13 protein-coding genes are annotated in these 17,427 nt (G+C 46.3%); 5 read left to right on the top strand and 8 right to left on the bottom strand.

Going from position 1 to position 17,427, the window contains the following annotated elements; translation table 11 throughout:
• Positions 1-28: 28 nt before the first annotated feature.
• Genes VEA_RS21330 through VEA_RS21315 form a run of 4 tightly spaced genes read left to right on the top strand, consistent with a single transcriptional unit; the run spans position 29 to position 4,945 of the window.
• Entirely contained in the window at positions 29-505 is a 477-nt protein-coding gene (locus VEA_RS21330; RefSeq protein ID WP_006741916.1) for a DUF4381 domain-containing protein, read from the top strand.
• A complete protein-coding gene (locus VEA_RS21325) occupies positions 498-1,502 on the top strand; it encodes a vWA domain-containing protein (RefSeq protein WP_006741917.1) in 1,005 nt (334 codons plus the stop codon). The genes VEA_RS21330 and VEA_RS21325 overlap by 8 nt, the downstream gene beginning before the upstream one ends.
• A complete protein-coding gene (locus VEA_RS21320; protein ID WP_006741918.1) occupies positions 1,495-3,294 on the top strand; it encodes a VWA domain-containing protein in 1,800 nt (599 codons plus the stop codon). The genes VEA_RS21325 and VEA_RS21320 overlap by 8 nt, the downstream gene beginning before the upstream one ends.
• A gap of 4 nt (positions 3,295-3,298) precedes the next feature.
• Entirely contained in the window at positions 3,299-4,945 is a 1,647-nt protein-coding gene (locus VEA_RS21315; protein WP_006741919.1) for a BatD family protein, read from the top strand.
• A 116-nt stretch (positions 4,946-5,061) separates the two neighbouring features.
• Here VEA_RS21315 and VEA_RS21310 read toward each other — a convergent pair whose 3' ends face one another.
• The 5 genes from VEA_RS21310 to VEA_RS21290 form a co-directional block, all read right to left on the bottom strand.
• Positions 5,062-7,185 (bottom strand): sensor domain-containing diguanylate cyclase, encoded by a 2,124-nt coding sequence (locus VEA_RS21310; protein ID WP_006741920.1) that lies wholly within the window; start codon positions 7,183-7,185, stop codon positions 5,062-5,064.
• Positions 7,186-7,513: 328 nt separating this feature from the next.
• Positions 7,514-8,263 (bottom strand): phosphate ABC transporter ATP-binding protein PstB, encoded by a 750-nt coding sequence (pstB, locus tag VEA_RS21305; RefSeq protein WP_005397884.1) that lies wholly within the window; start codon positions 8,261-8,263, stop codon positions 7,514-7,516.
• 60 nt (positions 8,264-8,323) lie between these two features.
• On the bottom strand, positions 8,324-9,187 hold the full coding sequence (gene pstA, locus VEA_RS21300; RefSeq protein ID WP_005397882.1) for a phosphate ABC transporter permease PstA: 864 nt from the start codon (positions 9,185-9,187) through the stop codon (positions 8,324-8,326).
• A 22-nt stretch (positions 9,188-9,209) separates the two neighbouring features.
• Positions 9,210-10,142 carry a phosphate ABC transporter permease subunit PstC gene (gene pstC / locus VEA_RS21295; RefSeq protein ID WP_006741921.1) on the bottom strand — a complete coding sequence of 311 codons (933 nt, stop codon included), beginning with the start codon at positions 10,140-10,142 and terminating at the stop codon, positions 9,210-9,212.
• 103 nt (positions 10,143-10,245) lie between these two features.
• Positions 10,246-11,067, bottom strand: a complete 822-nt coding sequence (locus VEA_RS21290) for a phosphate ABC transporter substrate-binding protein (protein ID WP_006741922.1) — start codon at positions 11,065-11,067, stop codon at positions 10,246-10,248.
• 328 nt (positions 11,068-11,395) lie between these two features.
• On the opposite strand from VEA_RS21290, the gene VEA_RS21285 reads away from it, so the two are divergent.
• On the top strand, positions 11,396-13,039 hold the full coding sequence (locus tag VEA_RS21285) for a methyl-accepting chemotaxis protein (RefSeq protein ID WP_006741923.1): 1,644 nt from the start codon (positions 11,396-11,398) through the stop codon (positions 13,037-13,039).
• Positions 13,040-13,141: 102 nt separating this feature from the next.
• Here the strand turns inward: VEA_RS21285 and VEA_RS21280 are convergent, their stop codons facing one another.
• From VEA_RS21280 to VEA_RS21270, 3 genes are read right to left on the bottom strand one after another with little or no spacing between them, the layout of a single operon-like run.
• The gene (locus VEA_RS21280; protein WP_006741924.1) at positions 13,142-13,714 is read right to left on the bottom strand and encodes an Lcl C-terminal domain-containing protein; all 573 of its coding nucleotides are present in this window, start codon (positions 13,712-13,714) and stop codon (positions 13,142-13,144) included.
• Position 13,715: 1 nt separating this feature from the next.
• Positions 13,716-15,149 carry an Lcl domain-containing protein gene (locus VEA_RS21275; RefSeq protein WP_006741925.1) on the bottom strand — a complete coding sequence of 478 codons (1,434 nt, stop codon included), beginning with the start codon at positions 15,147-15,149 and terminating at the stop codon, positions 13,716-13,718.
• A gap of 25 nt (positions 15,150-15,174) precedes the next feature.
• Positions 15,175-17,424: a proprotein convertase P-domain-containing protein gene (locus VEA_RS21270; RefSeq protein ID WP_006741926.1), complete on the bottom strand. Its 2,250-nt coding sequence runs from the start codon at positions 17,422-17,424 to the stop codon at positions 15,175-15,177.
• Between the last annotated feature and the right edge of the window lie 3 nt (positions 17,425-17,427).

The following is a 17,427-nucleotide window of genomic DNA, read 5'->3' as shown; positions in this document are numbered from 1 at the left end:
AAGCAGCATTTATTAAGCAGTAATAATAATGACAACAAACAACCAAAGCCTAGACCTTGAACCTCTGATTTTACCAAACGCTCCGGATTGGTTTCCGCTCGCTTGGGGATGGTGGGCAGTGCTTGCGGCCACCGTACTTTTCGTTTTCAGCATTTATCTTTATACGAAGTGGCGTAAAAAACGCCTACGCGCGCAAAAGGCAGCCTTAAAACTTTTAACTCAATCTGTCACACCTCATACCCCTTCCTCTGCTCTAGAAATATTGCGTCAGGCGGCATTGAGTTACTTTCCGCGTGAAGAAATCGCGCCATTAACTGGAATCGCTTGGTATGAATTTCTCGATAGCCATACCAAAGAAACTCGATTCGTAGACAAACAATATCAGTGGCAAGAAGCGCTGTATCAGAAATCCTCTCAAGAAAATCATCAAAGCTTGGTCGATGATTGTGTCTTTTGGATAACTCACGCTTTGCCACCAAAGAAAAAGGCAAATAACCGTGACTGAGCAAACACTCATAACCGATCTTGCCCAATGGCTAAACATTGAATTTGTCTGGTGGTGGGCACTATTTTTGCTGCCTGTCCCCTGGCTGGTATACAAGCTCCTGCCACAAGAATCTCAACAAGCCGAGATCAAATTGGCGTACTTACCAACTAATGAGAATGGCAGCAAGCCTAGGCAAGCCCTGCAAAAATCACTATCAATGGCGATCTGGGTTCTTCTTATCATTGCTTGTGCGCGTCCAGTTTGGTTTGGTGATCCAGTTGAGTTCCAACCCAAATATCGGGACTTGATGTTAGTCGTCGACCTATCTGGCTCGATGCAACAAGAAGACATGGAGCTCAACGGCGAATACATAGACCGCCTCACCGCTGTCAAAAAAGTTCTATCGGATTTCGTGGCAAAAAGAAAAGGTGACCGTCTCGGGGTTGTTTTGTTTGGCGATCACGCGTATTTGCAAACGCCACTCACTGCAGACCGTAAAACCGTCATGCAGCAGATTAATCAAACCGTCATCGGCTTGGTTGGTCAACGAACCGCCATTGGTGATGGCATTGGTCTAGGCACGAAAACTTTTGTAGACAGTGATGCTCCGCAACGAGTCATGATTTTGCTTAGTGACGGCAGCAACACAGCCGGTGTGCTCGAACCGCTCGAAGCAGCGGAAATCGCAAAAAAATACAATGCGACCATTTACACCGTAGGCGTAGGTGCTGGTGAAATGATGGTGAAAGAGTTTTTCATGACTCGCAAGGTTAACACCGCAGCCGACTTGGATGAGCAAACACTAACTAAAGTGGCAGAGATGACTGGTGGACAATATTTTCGGGCGCGAGATACTGATCAGCTCGAAAAGATCTACGACACGATCAACCAGCTCGAGCCCGTGTCAAGCGACACGCAAACTTGGCGTCCGCAGTCAGAATGGTTCCCATACCCATTAAGCGCTGCATTCGTACTGTCGGTATTGTTATTCCTACTGAGGAGAAAACATGGCTGAGTTTATTTTCCTTAACCCTTCTTGGCTTTTGGGGCTTATCGCAATCCCTATTGCGCTCTTGCTCAATCACAAATTTAGAGCAAAAAAATCGACACTGATTGCCCCTCACCTAGCTAAAGTGCTCGGACAAAACACGCAGTCCAAACACTATTTTATTCTCTGGGGCGTAGCTTGGGCGCTTGCCTGCATTGCGCTAGCGGGACCAAGCTGGCAATCCAACGCTCGCCCAAGCTTTGAGTTAAACCAAAACCGCATTTTAGTGCTTGATATGTCTCGCTCGATGTTCGCTACGGACATCAAGCCTAATCGACTCGCGCAAACACGTTATAAGGCGCTGGACTTACTTCCTAAATGGAAAGAAGGGGCTACAGGTCTTATTGCTTACGCTGGCGATGCCTATAACTTAAGTCCACTGACGACTGATTCCAGTACGCTTGCCGGCATTATCGAGAATTTGTCACCAGAGCTAATGCCTTTTCAAGGGGCAAACCTGCCTTCCGCAATTGAATTAGCGCTCAACCAGTTCTCTCAAGCAGGTGTGCAACAAGGCGACATCATCGTGTTAGCTGATGACCTTGATGAGTCAGAACTGTCTCGCGCGTTGAATTTAGTCGAAGGTAAAAACATTCGGATCTCTGTTCTTGCAGTAGGAACCGCTAATGGTGCTCCCATTGCCCTACCCGATGGTTCTCTTTTAAAGACTGCACAAGGCACAACTGTCGTAGCGAAAACAAATCTGAAGAATTTACAAATACTAGCAAAGAAAACAGGTGGAATTTTTGTTCCTATTCAGCACACCTATCGCGATGTTGAGAGAATTTCGGCCTTTACGAGCAACGTTGGCAGTCAACTTTCGGCCAAGAAGAGTGAAGAAGTGAGCACTGACTCTCGCTTAAACGGTGGCTTTTGGTTGCTGCCGCTGTTACTTCTGCCTGCAGCTTTACTGTTCCGACGCGGCCTGATTTGGATGTTTGTGGCAACAATAATACCGATGACTTGGACACAACACGCCGAAGCAAATCCGTTCTTAAATGCCGACCAACGAGGAGCGGAACTCTACAAGCAAGGTGAGTATGAACAGGCGCAAAACCTATTTACAAACCCAAGCTGGAAAGGAGCCGCCAGTTACCAAAAAGGTGACTACGAAGCCGCTATCGAAGCATTTTCTCATGACTCCTCTCCTAACGGCCGCTATAACCTTGCCAACTCTCTGGCGCAAAATGGTCAATTAGAAGAAGCAGCAGAGCTTTATAAAAAACTGCTTGAAGAAACGCCCAACTTTGAAGCTGCAAAGAAAAACTTGTCGGTTGTGGAACAGAAGCTGAAACAGCAACAGCAACAGCAACAGCAACAGCAACAGCAACAGCAACAGCAACAGCAACAGCAACAGCAACAGCAACAGCAACAGCAACAGCAACAGCAACAGCAACAGCAACAGCAACAGCAACAGCAACAGCAACAGCAACAGCAACAGCAACAGCAACAAAAGTCTCAAAACGGTGAAAGGGAAGAGCAAGGACAACAGTCACAAAATCAGCAAGAATCTGAAAATAAAACAGAAAAGCAAAAAACAGAGCAACATCGACCGAAACGAGGTGAAAAGCAGGCTCATGAACAAGGTGAACCAATGCAGGCTCAAGTGCAGCCAAAAAACACGCATCGGGATGATCCTGAATTCCGTCGTCTAGAAGCAGTCGAAAGCGCTCGCGATCCAAGCTTTTTGATTCGTGCACAAATGCAGCTTCAAGCTCAACAAAAACAACCTCCACAACAATCTCAAAAGGAGTGGTAAGCCCGTGATGAACAAAGGCGTACAACTGATCTTTATTCTTGTGGCCAGCCTATTATCCAGCTTCTCGGTGATGGCACAGACGCTTCAAGCAAGCGTCAATAAAACACAAGTTGCTAAGAATGAAGTGATCAACCTCAGAATCATGGCAGATACTGAGCTCAGCTCAGATGCAATTGACTTTAATGTACTTGAGAACGACTTTTTCTTGGGTCAACCTCGTTATGGGCGCTCCAGCAATAACATTAACGGAAGAAAATCTGTACGTACTGAGTGGAGTATCTCGATTGCGCCGATGAAAGAAGGTGTTCTGACTATTCCGAGCTTTTCCGCAGATGGTATGAGAACGGAGCCAATAAAGCTTCGTGTCACCGCAAGCCAAGCTGAACCCAATCTCGATGACCTATTTAGCTTTAATATCAGTGTCGACAACAGCACGCTGTACCCTCAACAATCTGCGACATTACGTATGCAGCTTTTGATCAAAGCAGATACCCGCCGTCTTGATAACCCACAAATTGTGCCTCCACAGATTGAAGGCATGAAGCTTGAAGCGATTGGTGGCTTACAGCAGGGACAAAAGATCTTAAATGGATTAGAAGTAGCGGTCATTGAACAGTCGTTTCGCTTAACGGCGAATCAGCCGGGTACTTACACCTTGATAGGTCCTAGACTGACAGGCTCTTACATTTATGGCGACAGCTTGACGGGCTCTACCAAGATCATGCCAATCAACACCAAAGCTGAGCAAATGCCTATCGAGGTAAAACCAATTCCAAGCGAATTTGAAGGGGAATGGCTTCCAGCTTCAGCGTTAGAAATGACGCAGAGCTGGCAAGACGATCAAGGTAATCCACTGTCGGTTAATGCGCTCAACACTGTCAAACAGGGCTCTTCACTCACTCGAACCATTCAAATTAAAGCTCGCGGAACACAAGCCGAATACCTTCCACGAGTAAGTATTGATTATCCAAGTTCGCTGCGGGTCTACCCAGAACAGCCTCAATTCGACAGCGCGAGAGATGGCACCGTTATCATGACAGTGAAGCAAGTCATTATCCCCACTGAGGCTGGGTCATATACCTTGCCGGGATACCATTTGAACTGGTGGGACAGCCAAAATGATGAAGCGAAAAAAGCGACGTTACCAGAGCTACAATTAGAAATAGAGCAAAGTGACACCGGGCTTATCACGTTGCCGGAATCGCCTCTGCCAACACCACCTGAGTCAGCCATCAGTCCCGAACCAAACGGTGGAGTGAGCAGTCTCTGGAAAACCCTGACCTTTGTTTTCGCTGGGCTTTGGGTGGCGACGTTAGGAATCGCGATTTGGGCATGGAAGAAGCGTCCTATGACGGCGAGTAAAACGGTTTCGAATACCGAGCAACCTCTTTGCGTTGATGCGTTGAAAAAAGTCATCAATGAAGGGGACGCTGCTAAAATTGAACGCTCAGTAAACGAGTATCTAAATACTCACCGAGACAGATTAAGCCCTGGTGATGCGCAAGCCGTAAAACAAGAACTTGATGCTATGAACCAAGCGCGTTTTAGTGCCAATCAACAACCTTGGCGTCCAGACTCGCTACTGGCAAAAATTCAAAACCTTAGCAAAGCAAACGTAACGAAAACCGAGCACCAGCTAGAAAAACTATAAAGCAAAATGGCAGCTCACGAGAGCTGCCATTTTTCTTGTGCGACCAAACACACTTTAGCAGTTTTATCTAAAAATCAACCAAACTGTCTCAGTAACTTTGATGTTATGAGCATCACTTATTCAACAAAAGCTTGATGCTCGTACTCATATCGCCTTACGCAATTTCGACCATGGCTCTTCGCTTGATAGAGAGCCTTATCCGACAACTGGTAAAGATGGTCGAAATTAAAGTCTTTGCCTTTCGTTTTGTAGCAAGAATAACCGACTGACACAGTGAGCAACTCCCCTTCTGGGTTGTGTTGGTGTTTGATGCCTTCATCTTCAATGCATTGACGAATACGTTCCGCTCTCTGCTTTACCGCCTCTTGATCAGAGCCGATCATTAGTAACACAAACTCTTCTCCACCAATGCGACAGAAAACCTCGTCTTCACCTTTGGTATGATGATCCAAGATATGACCCACGCGCATTAGTGCGATATCCCCTTCGAGATGGCCATAGTGATTGTTAAACAAGCCAAAGTGATCAATATCAATCAGGATAAGACCAAAGGACATCGCTTCCTCACACTCTAGCGCGCAATATTTCTGCATCACATGTTCTAACATACGGCGATTGCCAAGACGTGTCAGAGGGTCAAGTTTAGAAAGTACCTCAAGCTGTCGGTTGGCTTCTTCCAACTCTTTGGTTCGGTTCTGTACTTCTAACTCCAGGTTTTCGTTTAATCCGCGAATCGCCTCTTGCGCTTGAGTGCGCTGCAAAACCTCCGCTAGACTGGAAGCGAACATACGAATCACTTCACGTAGCTGAGAAGTCAGCGGCGCGCGCGTCAATAAGTTATCAACGGCAATAAAGGCGATGGGCCCGCTGCTATTCGAAGTCAAAACCGTCATCGCAGCCCAGCCAAAGCCGACAATATTACAGTCATGATAAATAGGAACGGATTCCTCAAATGCAACTTCACTAGGTACGGCGCGAGCTAAATTGATCAACGAAAAGTCTTGTGTCTCACCAAAGAAATAAGACTCATCCACCACATTGCCTTGAATGTCAGTCCCCCAAGTACCTTGCATGTATGAGCAGTTTTCATCGGTCAAAAACACCGCCATCCGATCAATACCAAGATTTTTGATGGCAAAAGTGACGGCCGATTTACATACATCACTGACGGTTGTACAGCGTGATAGCTCAACCATGCTTGAATGCAACATACGCACGTTCTGCTCCTGGCGCTTTCGAATGTAAATTTGTGAGAAAAGGGAGCCAAACGAGTCCAACATCTGTTTTTGATACGCTGTTATTGGCTTGCGATGAATAAAGTTATCAAGCGCGAACCAACCAAATGGCTCATTGCCATCACGTAGAATCAACATCGCGTTCCACCCCTGCCCAACCACTTTACCAGCTGTGTATATCGGCGCATCTTCCACGATCACTAGGTTGCTCTCAAGGCTTGACAGCGCAGCGATGTATTCTTCGCTCAGTTGGTGTAAATCGTATTGCGTGTGAAACTCATCAATGGTGATGCCTGATTCATCCGTGCCGTACGTTCCACTGAAACTACGCTTTTTCATGTCCAAAAGCATCAGTGTGGAGCGATCAAACCCCAACCGTTGACGTAGCGCTTCGACGGCTTTGTAATACAAATCTTTTAAGGAATCAGGGTTGGAGATCTCGAGAGCAACTTGCTGAACTAACTTCATGTTCTCGATAAAGCGCTCGCGTTGGTTAATTTCATCGACATATTGCGCTTCACGAATGTCTCTGTGTCTCATCTCTTGCGACGCATTTTTCTCGGCGCGAATGCACTGCCAACGCGCCGCTGCAAGCTGCATTGCATCATAGCTTTCTTCATAGATATTGTGTGCCGTGCGAGCATGAACAGATTGAATCAGTAGGTAGGTGCGTTTGATAGGCGTGTTATCGAGCATCATTATGTAACTATCTCCACCTAAATCTTGGGTGTGATTCCAGTTACAAGTATTGATCGCCAGAGGAATGATGCTTTCAGAAGTGTCAAACTGACTCGCCCACTCCCAGAAGCTGTCAGGATAGCTTTGGATTGGGTAAAGCTCCCCGCGAGAGAAACTCACAGAATAACGGGGATTGATTGAAGGATCTTCAAAAATGGCTAAGGCTTGAGGGGAGAACAAACTCTCTAAATGATCAAATATCGCCTCCGCTAATAACCGATGATCCCTCGTTGAAGACACTTTTCTTGTAAAACTTCTTAAACTCACCCTACCAACCTAATCTACTTTTTTATTCTCGATAAAAAACTACTTAGGCCATCATATGCAATCAATACAATCAAATTTGAGCTGTTAAGTCATTCGCAAAATTATCAGACTTAGTTTCACATTCGAGAGCTCTTCAGCACTTTTATAACCGTATTTCACATAAGTTACATGTTCTATAAAAAAGGGGGATATTTGTGCTTCCTTGCAAGAATTATTGGTATAGGTTGGTGTTATAAATCCGCAGCTTGAAAAGAAAAAGGCCCCTCAAAAAGAGGGGCAAAGTTACCATCGCTTATAGTTATTTAGTTATGCTTGTAAATATGGCGAATTAACCGAAATCACCATTTACGTAGCCTTGAGTACGGTCATCTTGAGGGTTACTGAAGATCACTTGAGTATCGTTATGCTCAACCAGTTCACCCATTAGGAAGAACGCAGTACGGTCAGAGATACGACGCGCCTGTTGCATTGAGTGAGTCACGATAACGATGGTGTAGTTCTTCTTCAGCTCTTCCATCAACTCTTCGATTTTATGTGTCGCAATTGGGTCAAGTGCCGAAGTTGGTTCATCCATCAGAATAACATCCGGTTCCATCGCGATCGTACGTGCGATACAAAGACGCTGTTGCTGACCACCCGATAGACCAAATGCGTGTGACTTCAGACGATCTTTCACTTCGTCCCAAAGTGCTGCGCCGCGTAGTGAACGCTCTACCACTTCGTCAATGTGTTTCTTGTCTTTGATACCTTGAGCACGTAGGCCGTAAGCCACGTTTTCGTAGATGCTCATCGGGAATGGGTTTGGCTTCTGGAACACCATGCCAACCTTGATGCGAAGATCCGCGACATCAATGTTGCCGTAAATGTCTTCGCCGTCCATCGCCAATTTACCCGTAATTTTCACGCCTTCTATTAGGTCGTTCATGCGGTTCAAACAACGTAGAAGCGTTGATTTACCACAACCTGACGGGCCGATAAGTGCCGTTACTTGGCGAACTGGAATTGGTAGGTTGATCGATTTCAGTGCTTGGTTTTCACCGTAGAATAAGTCTAGGTTTTCAATATCAAATTTGTTCATTTTCTTAATCTCTTAAATCTTGAATTCGTGTCTTTTAACGTGCGTTCTTAATTAGTGTTGTTAGTAAGTTGCGGTGTTAAAACGTCTAGCAATCAGTTTCGTTACCATGTTGATCAGAAGAACAACCACGATAAGCACTGTTGCGGTACCGTAAGCCTGATTCCATTCTTCAACGGTAAACAGTTCGGTAGTCAGTTTGTATAGGTGAACGGTTAATGTACGACCGGAGTCCAACAGAGAATCTGGAATACGAGCAACCATGCCTGCTGTCAGAAATACAGGAGCAGACTCACCAATGACACGACCAATACTTAGAATGACCGAGGTTAAGATACCTGGCATTGCGCTCGGAAGAATCAAACGCCAGATAGTGTAAATTTTTGAAGCGCCAAGGCCGTAAGAGCCTTCACGATACGTTTGAGGCACTGCCATCAGTGCTTCTTCCGTAGTACGGATGATCACTGGCAGAATAAGAATACTTAGAGTCAGTGCCCCCGACAGAATAGAGAAGCCCAGACCAAGAATTGCCACGAAGAACGTCATACCGAATAGACCGAAGATGATCGACGGGATACCCGCCAACGACTCAGTACAGAATCGGATAATTTTTACCAATCGGCTACCGACTTTCGCGTATTCGGTTAAGTAGATTGCCGTCATGATACCCAGTGGCGCCGCTACCGCGATGGATGCGATAACCATGTAGATGGTCGAGACGATCATCGGGAAGATACCGTGCTCTTCACCAGTACGTGTGTAGTTATCAGTAATGAAGTTCCAATCTACGTGTTGTAGACCATTTGATAGGATGTACCAGATAATCCAGAACAAAAAGCCTACCGTTAGTGCAGCCGAAATCCAAACCAAAGCGTTAAAGACGTTATCTTTGAACTGGCGAGCTTGTTTTAGTTTTGCGCGATCCATAATAGTCACCTTTAACGAGCGATTACTTCGCTTTTTCTCGGTTTAGGTAAAGAAGTACAGCGTTCAACGACATGATGAAGACCAGAAGTACAACACCAGTGGCGTAAAGAGCGTTGGCGTGAATACCACTTGCGTAAGACATTTCAATCGCGATGTTTGCGGTTAGCGTACGTGCCGAATCTAGGATGCCTTCTGGCATAGCAGGTGCATTACCCATCACCATGATGATCGCCATTGTCTCACCTAGAGCACGGCCAATACCCAAAATCACACCCGTCATGATGCCTGAACGAGCCGCTGGAACGAGCAATTTGAAGATTGTGTAGATTTTCGAAGCGCCAAGTGCCAAAGAGCCTTCTTTGTATGCGCGAGGCACAGCTCGAATAGATGTTTCAGATACCGTGATTACGGTCGGTAGAATCATCACACCAAGCACGATGATACCTGCCAAAATCGTGTTACCCGCAGGGACATTAAAGATGTTTTGAATCAGCGGTACGATGATGACCAAACCAAAGAAACCATAAACCACAGACGGGATACCTGCCAAAAGCTCAACTGCAGGACGAATAATATCCGCAAGACGCTTTGGTGCGATTTCGGCAATGAAGATAGCCGTCAGCACACCAATTGGCACACCGACGATTACCGCACCTGCCGTCGATACAATAGAAGCAACAATCATTGTCGCAACACCGTAAAGTGCAGGCGGCAGCCAGTTTTGTCCAAGAACGATGCCCGATACACCAGCTTCTTGGAATGCCGGGATACTTTCTCGAACAATAAAGTAAGCAATAACGGCTAATGAGACGATGCCGATAACGGCACTGGTTAGGAACAAGCCGTGGAAGATACGCTCTTTCCAGTCTACGCGACGTTTCTCGCGCAGGCCGGGCTTGCTGATAGCTTTAGCGTCAGTATTCATAAGCTTTTCACTATTTGTTGCGATGGTCATTTAAAAAATCTCACGGTTCTGGGCGTTTTGCCGGTGAACACTATGGATAGAAAAGGCTCAGCCCTAAATGGTGGGCTGAGCAAACTTAAGAGTCCCGATAGAATTAGTTAACTGAGATGTAACCGTTTTGGTCAACTAGCTTTTGCGCATCTTCAGTTAGCATCCAGTCTAGGAATTTTTGCGTTTCAGCTGATGGCTTGCCTTCTTTGTAAAGCACAAGGAATGGACGAGCTACTTTGTAAGAACCGTTTTTCACGTTAGCTACCGTTGCATCAACGCCGTCGATTGCTAGAGCGTTAACTGTGTTGTCTACCGTACCTAGTGAAATGTAGCCGATTGCGTATGGGTTAGATGCAACCATTGTTTTTAGTGCGCCGTTACCGTTTGCAACTTGAGCACGTTGAGAGATAGCTGATACCTTCTTACCAGAAATCTTCATTTTAAGAGACATGATGTCTTCAAATGCGCCACGAGTACCTGAAGCCGTGTCACGAGTAATTGCTACGATTGGCTTGTCTGCACCACCGACTTCTTTCCAGTTTGATACTTCGCCTTTGTAGATTGCAGTCACTTGCTCTGCTGTTAGGCCAGGCAGTTTGTTTTGTGGGTTAACAACCACTGCGATACCATCACGAGCAACCACTTCTTCGATTAGTGTTGATTCTTTTTCAGAGTCTTTTAGATTACGAGAAGACATACCAAGGTCTGCTGAACCATTTTTTGCTGCTTTAACACCAGCTGAAGAACCAGGGCCTTGAACTTCGATAAATACGTTAGGGTTCTTCTTCATGTACGTTTCAGAGAAAACTTCCATCAGTGGAGTTACGCTGCTAGAACCCACTGCAGAGATAGTTTCTTTAGCAGAAACAGGAGTCACTGCCATTGCGCCTAGAAGTGCGATTGCACCGATTACTGTCTTTTTCATCACAATTTCCTTAAGTGGCTTTATTGCCGTTGTGTTTCACTTGAACGGTGCTCACTTTAGAATTTGAATATGACAGTTGTGTTTCACTTAGTTGAACCCTCTATGACACGTTGTCATTTCTGTATATTAATTCCGCGACTGATCCCTCTACTGTTTTTAGCTTAGCGCTTTTATAAATTGCCGCGCGTTCAAAATGATAACTCCATCGATTTTGGTACATTTCATAACAATTGGATATGAGTAAGTCATTGATTTGACGAATGTGGCAATTAAAATCGAGATGCTTATTTATAAAAAAGATAATAATCAAACCGATAGAGGGTCAATCATGCGTCAATTTCTTAGTACGCTTTCTATTAAACTTCAGGTCTTTTTGCCTGTTCTATTCACCGTTGTATTACTCGTCATTGGATTGAGCGTCGGAATCGGCAAGCTCGACCAAGCATTCAATAAGGTTTCCACTTCCACCAACAAGCTGATCATTCATAAAGAGGAACTCAGCGCCATCGTAGACAACACCTACGCCATGCGCATCAAAGCCATTTACAGTCTATTTAGAGCCGAAGATGTCCAATCTCTCAACCAAGAACTGTCTGATAGACAAAACAAAAACCGCGATTTTCTCAATTCCATCGATAGCCTCCCTGGAGTTCAAACCGAAGTGAATGCCATGCGCAAAGCCATGGATCACTATGTTGATTTCACGCGCGTCACTATGACACCTCTGCTCACCACCAAACACTCTTCTGGTTACACCACATCCGATTTCAATCAAAAGTACGAATCTGCGATGGCAGAATATCGATTGGCTGGCGAAGCAATGATCAACGCCATCGACAACCTGTCTAAGCAATTGAATCAAATCGTCACCGATGAAGTGGAAGCGAATGGCGAACAGCATTCAACCACGCTCACTTACAGCGCGGTCACGCTTGCAGTTATCTTGAGTGCCGCTTCGCTTATTAGTTGGATACTAGCCAGCTATATCGTTGCACCGATTCGTAACCTTCAAGGAACCATGCAAGAAGTCGCGAAGGGAAATCTATTGGTTAAAGCCGAAGCCATCGGAAAAAACGAAGTGTCGCAACTGGCTCAGGATGTAAACCAAACCATCGACAAACTGCGTGAAACCGTGAGTGCATTAGTTCGAATTAGTGAAGATGTGGCATCAGCATCGACCGAGTTAGCGACTGTTATGACTCAAAGCAGCGTTAACTCAGATCAAGAAAAGCAAGAAGTTGAGCAAGTGGCTTCGGCAATCAACCAACTAGAATCGACTGCAGCTGAAGTGTCGACCAATGCACAAGAAGCCGATAGCGCATCAAATCAAGCACGCATGCTTACCTCACAAAGTCTGAGCATGTTTGAGGAAAGCACTCGCGCAAGCGAAAAAATGGCAGAACAACTCAACGAAGCCGCAGCCGTCGTGACATCGCTGAAAGATCAATCAGAACACATTGGTCGCGTGATCGAAGTGATTGAAGGCATTTCTGAGCAAACCAACCTACTTGCATTGAATGCGGCGATTGAAGCAGCACGAGCGGGTGAAAGTGGTCGAGGCTTTGCCGTGGTTGCTGACGAAGTACGTATGCTGGCAGCGAGAACTCAAGAATCAACCAAAGAGATCCAAACCATCATTGAAGAGCTACAGCAGCAGTCTGGTCACGCAAACGAAAGCATGCATTCGAGCCTAGCCATGCTTGAAGACAACCAATCGCTTGCCGCAGAAGTAAGTCGTTCACTAAGTGACATCAACAGTGCGATTTCAGATTTGAATGCGATCAACACCCAAGTTGCAACCGCTTCTGAAGAACAAAAGCAAGTAACGTCAGACATCAACAACAATCTGAGCACCATCTATGAATTGGTGAGTCAGAATGTCACTGGTATCACTCAATCAGCCGCGGCGGCGCAAGAGCTATCTGGCTTAGCAGAAAACCAAAAGCATCAGCTTAAGCAGTTCCAAGTTTAAAGGTTCTGCTCAACACGATAAGTTTCAAAGGTTAGAAAAGAAAAAAGCTCCGCACTGGCGGAGCTTATTAATATCTGGATTAGAGAAAATCCAACGGTTTGATTATTCTTCGTCGGTGACCAGCAGAACAGAGAAAGTGTTCGTTGGCTCTAGTGGGCTCCAGTTGTAAACCTCACCATTCACTGAATCAAACACCATGACGTTTGAGCCATCACCGTTCGGAGTGTTACTCCAGATGTAACCTGCGTAGTCACCCACCTCTAGCGTGTAGCCACTTGCGAATGCAGTACCGTTCATCGCAGGGCTGTGGCAAGCACGTTCTGTCAACGCGACCAACTCCTTAATGTTTGGTAAGCGCCAATTCTTTTTGCCAGCGAAGTCATGTAAAGCATGGTTACCTGATTCATTGCGGATTTGCTCAGCGGTTGATAGCGCTAACTGCCATGACATCTTAGTTGCAGCACCATCACAGGCTTCATTTGCCGCATTCCACGTTGAGCCAACAGGGCAACGCATCCAAGTTAGGCCCGTTTTTAAATCCGTAACCGTCCCAGCATCGGAGTAGGTGTAACGAGAGTTTGGTGCTGTTTTTCCAAAATCAGTAGAACACTCTTGTGCCGCCATGGCTACTTGAGAAGCCAACACAAGAGATAGCGCGGTGATTAGTTTCTTCATCTTATTGGCCCTTAACTGCTACTAGACGGATTGGGAATTGGTATGACGTGCCTGTGTCACGCTCCACTTTGTCTGAATAAATTTCAACAAAGCTAACGTAACCACGGTCAGCACCTTTCGTTGCAACTACTGCAAATTGAAGCGCACCTTCGTAGTTATAAGTAGAGTAATTGTTAAATGTGAAATCACTTAGCCAAATAGCACCTGATTCAACATCTGGGCTGCCCTTGCCCTGTTGAGGGAAGTAAGCTGTCGTCATACCATAGACATTGCCGTCAGCATCTTTCTCTGTCTCGCCTAAGTCGAGAACATCGTAGAACTCTTGGTATGTTGGTAGGCGCCAATCAGTAATGCCACATAGTGATTGTTTGTTTATATGTTCAACATATTGGCTTGTTGAACAGATGCCATCAGCAGCATCCACACAACCAACGACTTCAAGATCTTCGTAATACGGTTTGAATGTTGCTGACTCATACACGAATGTACGATCTTTAAATTGAACCGAGCTCGCATCCGCACTCTTGTTTTCCCAAACAAGACCAGTACGCTCGTCCATAGTACAAGCCCACTCAGTCGCATCTGCAGCTAAAGCAGCACCTTGTGAATCTAGCTTAACGAACTTAAAGCCCGCGCCTGTCGACGTTTGCTTGTCCTCTTTGTCGAAGCCGTATTCCGCATCTTGACCAGGGTAAGAAGCTTGAACCTCAGCAACGTCTGCTGCGCCATCAGCAAAATGAAGAACGGCGCCCGTGTCGTTACTACCAGCTGTTTGTTCAACAACCGCTGCAATTTCTTCAGCAAATGCACTCACTTCCGCTTCAGACAGAAGATCAGAGGCCAACGATTTACCTTGGAAGCTAAGACTTTGAGCAAGCAGCGCTACGCCTTTAGTCATTTGTTGTGGTTGCATCGCAGCTAATAGCGCAACCGTGTTTTGCTCTAGCTTGTCTAGCTCGCTGGCTTCTGCGTTAGACATCACCGAACCATTCAGCGAAACGCCTACACTAGCCAGTTGCGCTTTAACAATCTCTTCAGCTTGAGCAACGGTTTTACCGTCAACCACAAGACCTGCGAGCAATGTTGTTACACCATTTACTGTGTTACCCGTGGCTAAGTTTTGGCCTGGAGCCGCAAGACGCAACGTTTGGTTTGAGCTTTGATCAACTTGAGCAAGAATCGTGCTAGTCAAAATGTTCTTGTCGCTTGACGTCAGGGAGAACTTACCAGCATTATCCGTTTTAGCACTCGGTTCAGTAGTATCACAAACGTAGTTCTGGTTTAAATCGATACATACTGGCGTATCAAGAAGTGTACCTGCAGAAACGATGGTGCCAGCTACATTATAGGTCGGTGTTGACGTGTCACCACCAGAACCACCGCCACAACCAGCTAGGGCTAGTGACATAGCAACGAAAGAATATTGAAACTTCATAAATTTTGTCTTCTTTAGATTTTAATTAACGAGAACGAATCACTCTCACCATTGAAAGCAGGAAAAGTCCTACCAAGGTCCAAAGCGAACCACTGCCACCTGAACCACCACTGCTTTCTTTAGTGGTATCAGCACTACACTGATACTGAGCAAAGTGACTCACACCCCACTCTTTCAACACCCCAGAGTTCCCTGACACGCGGTCAGATACTTCGAGACGCCAAGTACCCCAACTCGGTTGACCGACAAGTGCTTGTAACTCCTCGTCATACTGAGCGGTGAAGTAACCTTTAAATCCATTGGTATTGCTTGATTGATGGCTAAGTAGCACAACCGATTTACCTTGTGGAGACACAAGCGTCACTTGCAGATCCTGCAGTGAGTCATGTTCGATGTTCAGGTAAACCGCAAACGAATCATCAATCGTGCGTGACTTGTCCGATAGCGTCTGAGAGAACAATCTGTCACCCTGCTCCGGCAAAGCGGAGTTCACAGGTTGAGGCTGGATATCGAGCTCTGGCGTGCCATTAACCAGCATCACCTTTTCACTCCACTGGTGAGTCTTTAAGCCTTTAGCAAATTGGTAATCCAATGAAATAGAGGAATCGAATTGCGTGCCGCATGTCAGACCGCTTGGTAACGCCACCTTCATTGAGGTCGAGTCAGAAAGCGTTTCATCAAAGTCGAAAACGGATGCGTTATTTAGCTGCCATTGCCCTTTGATGCTCGCTTCGCGGCCAGTTTGGCTCAGGCTCACTCCCACGTCTTGACCTTGTGCGATGTATCGAGCGTCATAGCGAACGCGAAAAGGCGCTTTAAGCAAGTTATGTTTGTTGAAGCTGTCCGTCAGGAACTGGGCATAGTCTTTATTTGGGAACAAAGTGCTTGCGGCAAACACGGTGGACTCTGCCAGATCATGCATTTTCACGCCACGACCAATGCCATACATGCCTTCAAGAACAATGGCGTCAAACTCGCGGAACACGCTATCGGTGTCATCACCGTATCGTTCAACCGATGCTTTAAGCGCTTGGAACAGTGGCGTTGACCACAGCTCATCGCCGAGTTCACCGCCCACACTAACGTGCGCTGGATACTCTGAGCTCTCGAAGTAACGCGCTCTTTGGTTCCATAAGCTACGAGTTGTTTTGCGTGTTCCGAACATACCGTCCCAGTTGAACACCGTATCTAACTCGAATTCTTGGCCACGGCGAGCTGCGTCTAAATACTGTGTTCGGTAGCTCGCGCTGCCCGCCCAGTAATCACCAACACCTTCTCCAATCGCGCCAGTATGGCCATACGCCCAGTCGGGAACGATTTGATAGTGAATCCCGTGTCCTAGCTCGTGCAAAATCACATCTGCATCTGCAGCATCTGGAGATACTCCGCCAACACCTAACATCAGCGCACGCGAACCTATGTAGTAAGAAGAGTTGTCGAGTGCTAAACCACGTCCATCAAAACGAAGCGGCTCTTCAAATAAGTCATAGCTCAAGCTCGATAAGTACTGCAGTGAGCTGTCAAGATGGTAAAACGCCATCAACTGCAAAAAGGCATTGTCGCCAAGTTGAGCGCTTTGCATCGCTTTTACATCCGCAAAAGATTGAACCCCCTCAGGCGGCAAAATACTGCTTGTATCACGCACAGGCTCCGCACCTACCGCAGGTGAAGACAGTAATGCAAGTGCATCCACCTGTTTAACGCGCTCGTTGGCTAGGTAGAACTTGCCACCAGACTGCAAAACTTGAATCTGCTTCTCAACATATTGAAGTGGCTGCGGATAATCCTCTAACGAATTCCAAGCAGAATCAGGCGCAGCTTGTTGTTGCATTGTACGTAAATCAGGATCAAAGAGTGAGACGGGAACCGTTACTAACTCACCAGAGCTCAATGCTGGCGGCTCGGTCACTTCCAAGCGAACAGGCAGTTCCAGTTCTCCGGCTGGCATCGCCTCACCATTACGAATCACCGTATCTTCAAGGCTTTTGAAAATACGCTCAACTTGACTGTCTTGGTTAGTCGACAGCACAATGGTGCGTTGCGGTTGATACTGCCCATCGACCCACACATCAAAGTTGTAATGATCTCCGAGCTGAGAACGAGTTTGATAGCGAAACTTAAGTTCGCCAGCGCTAGCGTAATTGGCTTGTAAGTAGCGCAGCGCTTCGGCTTGGTTCGTGACCGTAATAGCCGCGCTAGGGTAATCCCACTCGGCAGCGTTCGTCACTTGAACGCCTGCCAACGCAAGAGAAAGCGCTAAAAGTTTGAGTTTCATGCA

Source organism: Vibrio antiquarius, from assembly GCF_000024825.1.
Lineage (GTDB): Bacteria > Pseudomonadota > Gammaproteobacteria > Enterobacterales > Vibrionaceae > Vibrio > Vibrio diabolicus.
The sequence above is the reverse complement of the archived record's forward strand: the minus strand, read 5'-3'. Positions and strand labels throughout refer to the sequence as shown.

Excerpts from the sequence above, each read along its gene's own strand:
- VEA_RS21330 (WP_006741916.1), top strand. The coding sequence starts at position 29 with ATGACAACAAACAACCAAAGCCTAGACCTTGAACCTCTGATTTTACCA.
- VEA_RS21320 (WP_006741918.1), top strand. The coding sequence starts at position 1,495 with ATGGCTGAGTTTATTTTCCTTAACCCTTCTTGGCTTTTGGGGCTTATC.
- pstB (WP_005397884.1), bottom strand. The coding sequence starts at position 8,263 with ATGAACAAATTTGATATTGAAAACCTAGACTTATTCTACGGTGAAAAC.
- pstA (WP_005397882.1), bottom strand. The coding sequence starts at position 9,187 with ATGGATCGCGCAAAACTAAAACAAGCTCGCCAGTTCAAAGATAACGTC.
- pstC (WP_006741921.1), bottom strand. The coding sequence starts at position 10,142 with ATGACCATCGCAACAAATAGTGAAAAGCTTATGAATACTGACGCTAAA.
- VEA_RS21290 (WP_006741922.1), bottom strand. The coding sequence starts at position 11,067 with ATGAAAAAGACAGTAATCGGTGCAATCGCACTTCTAGGCGCAATGGCA.
- VEA_RS21285 (WP_006741923.1), top strand. The coding sequence starts at position 11,396 with ATGCGTCAATTTCTTAGTACGCTTTCTATTAAACTTCAGGTCTTTTTG.
- VEA_RS21280 (WP_006741924.1), bottom strand. The coding sequence starts at position 13,714 with ATGAAGAAACTAATCACCGCGCTATCTCTTGTGTTGGCTTCTCAAGTA.
- VEA_RS21275 (WP_006741925.1), bottom strand. The coding sequence starts at position 15,149 with ATGAAGTTTCAATATTCTTTCGTTGCTATGTCACTAGCCCTAGCTGGT.
- VEA_RS21270 (WP_006741926.1), bottom strand. The coding sequence starts at position 17,424 with ATGAAACTCAAACTTTTAGCGCTTTCTCTTGCGTTGGCAGGCGTTCAA.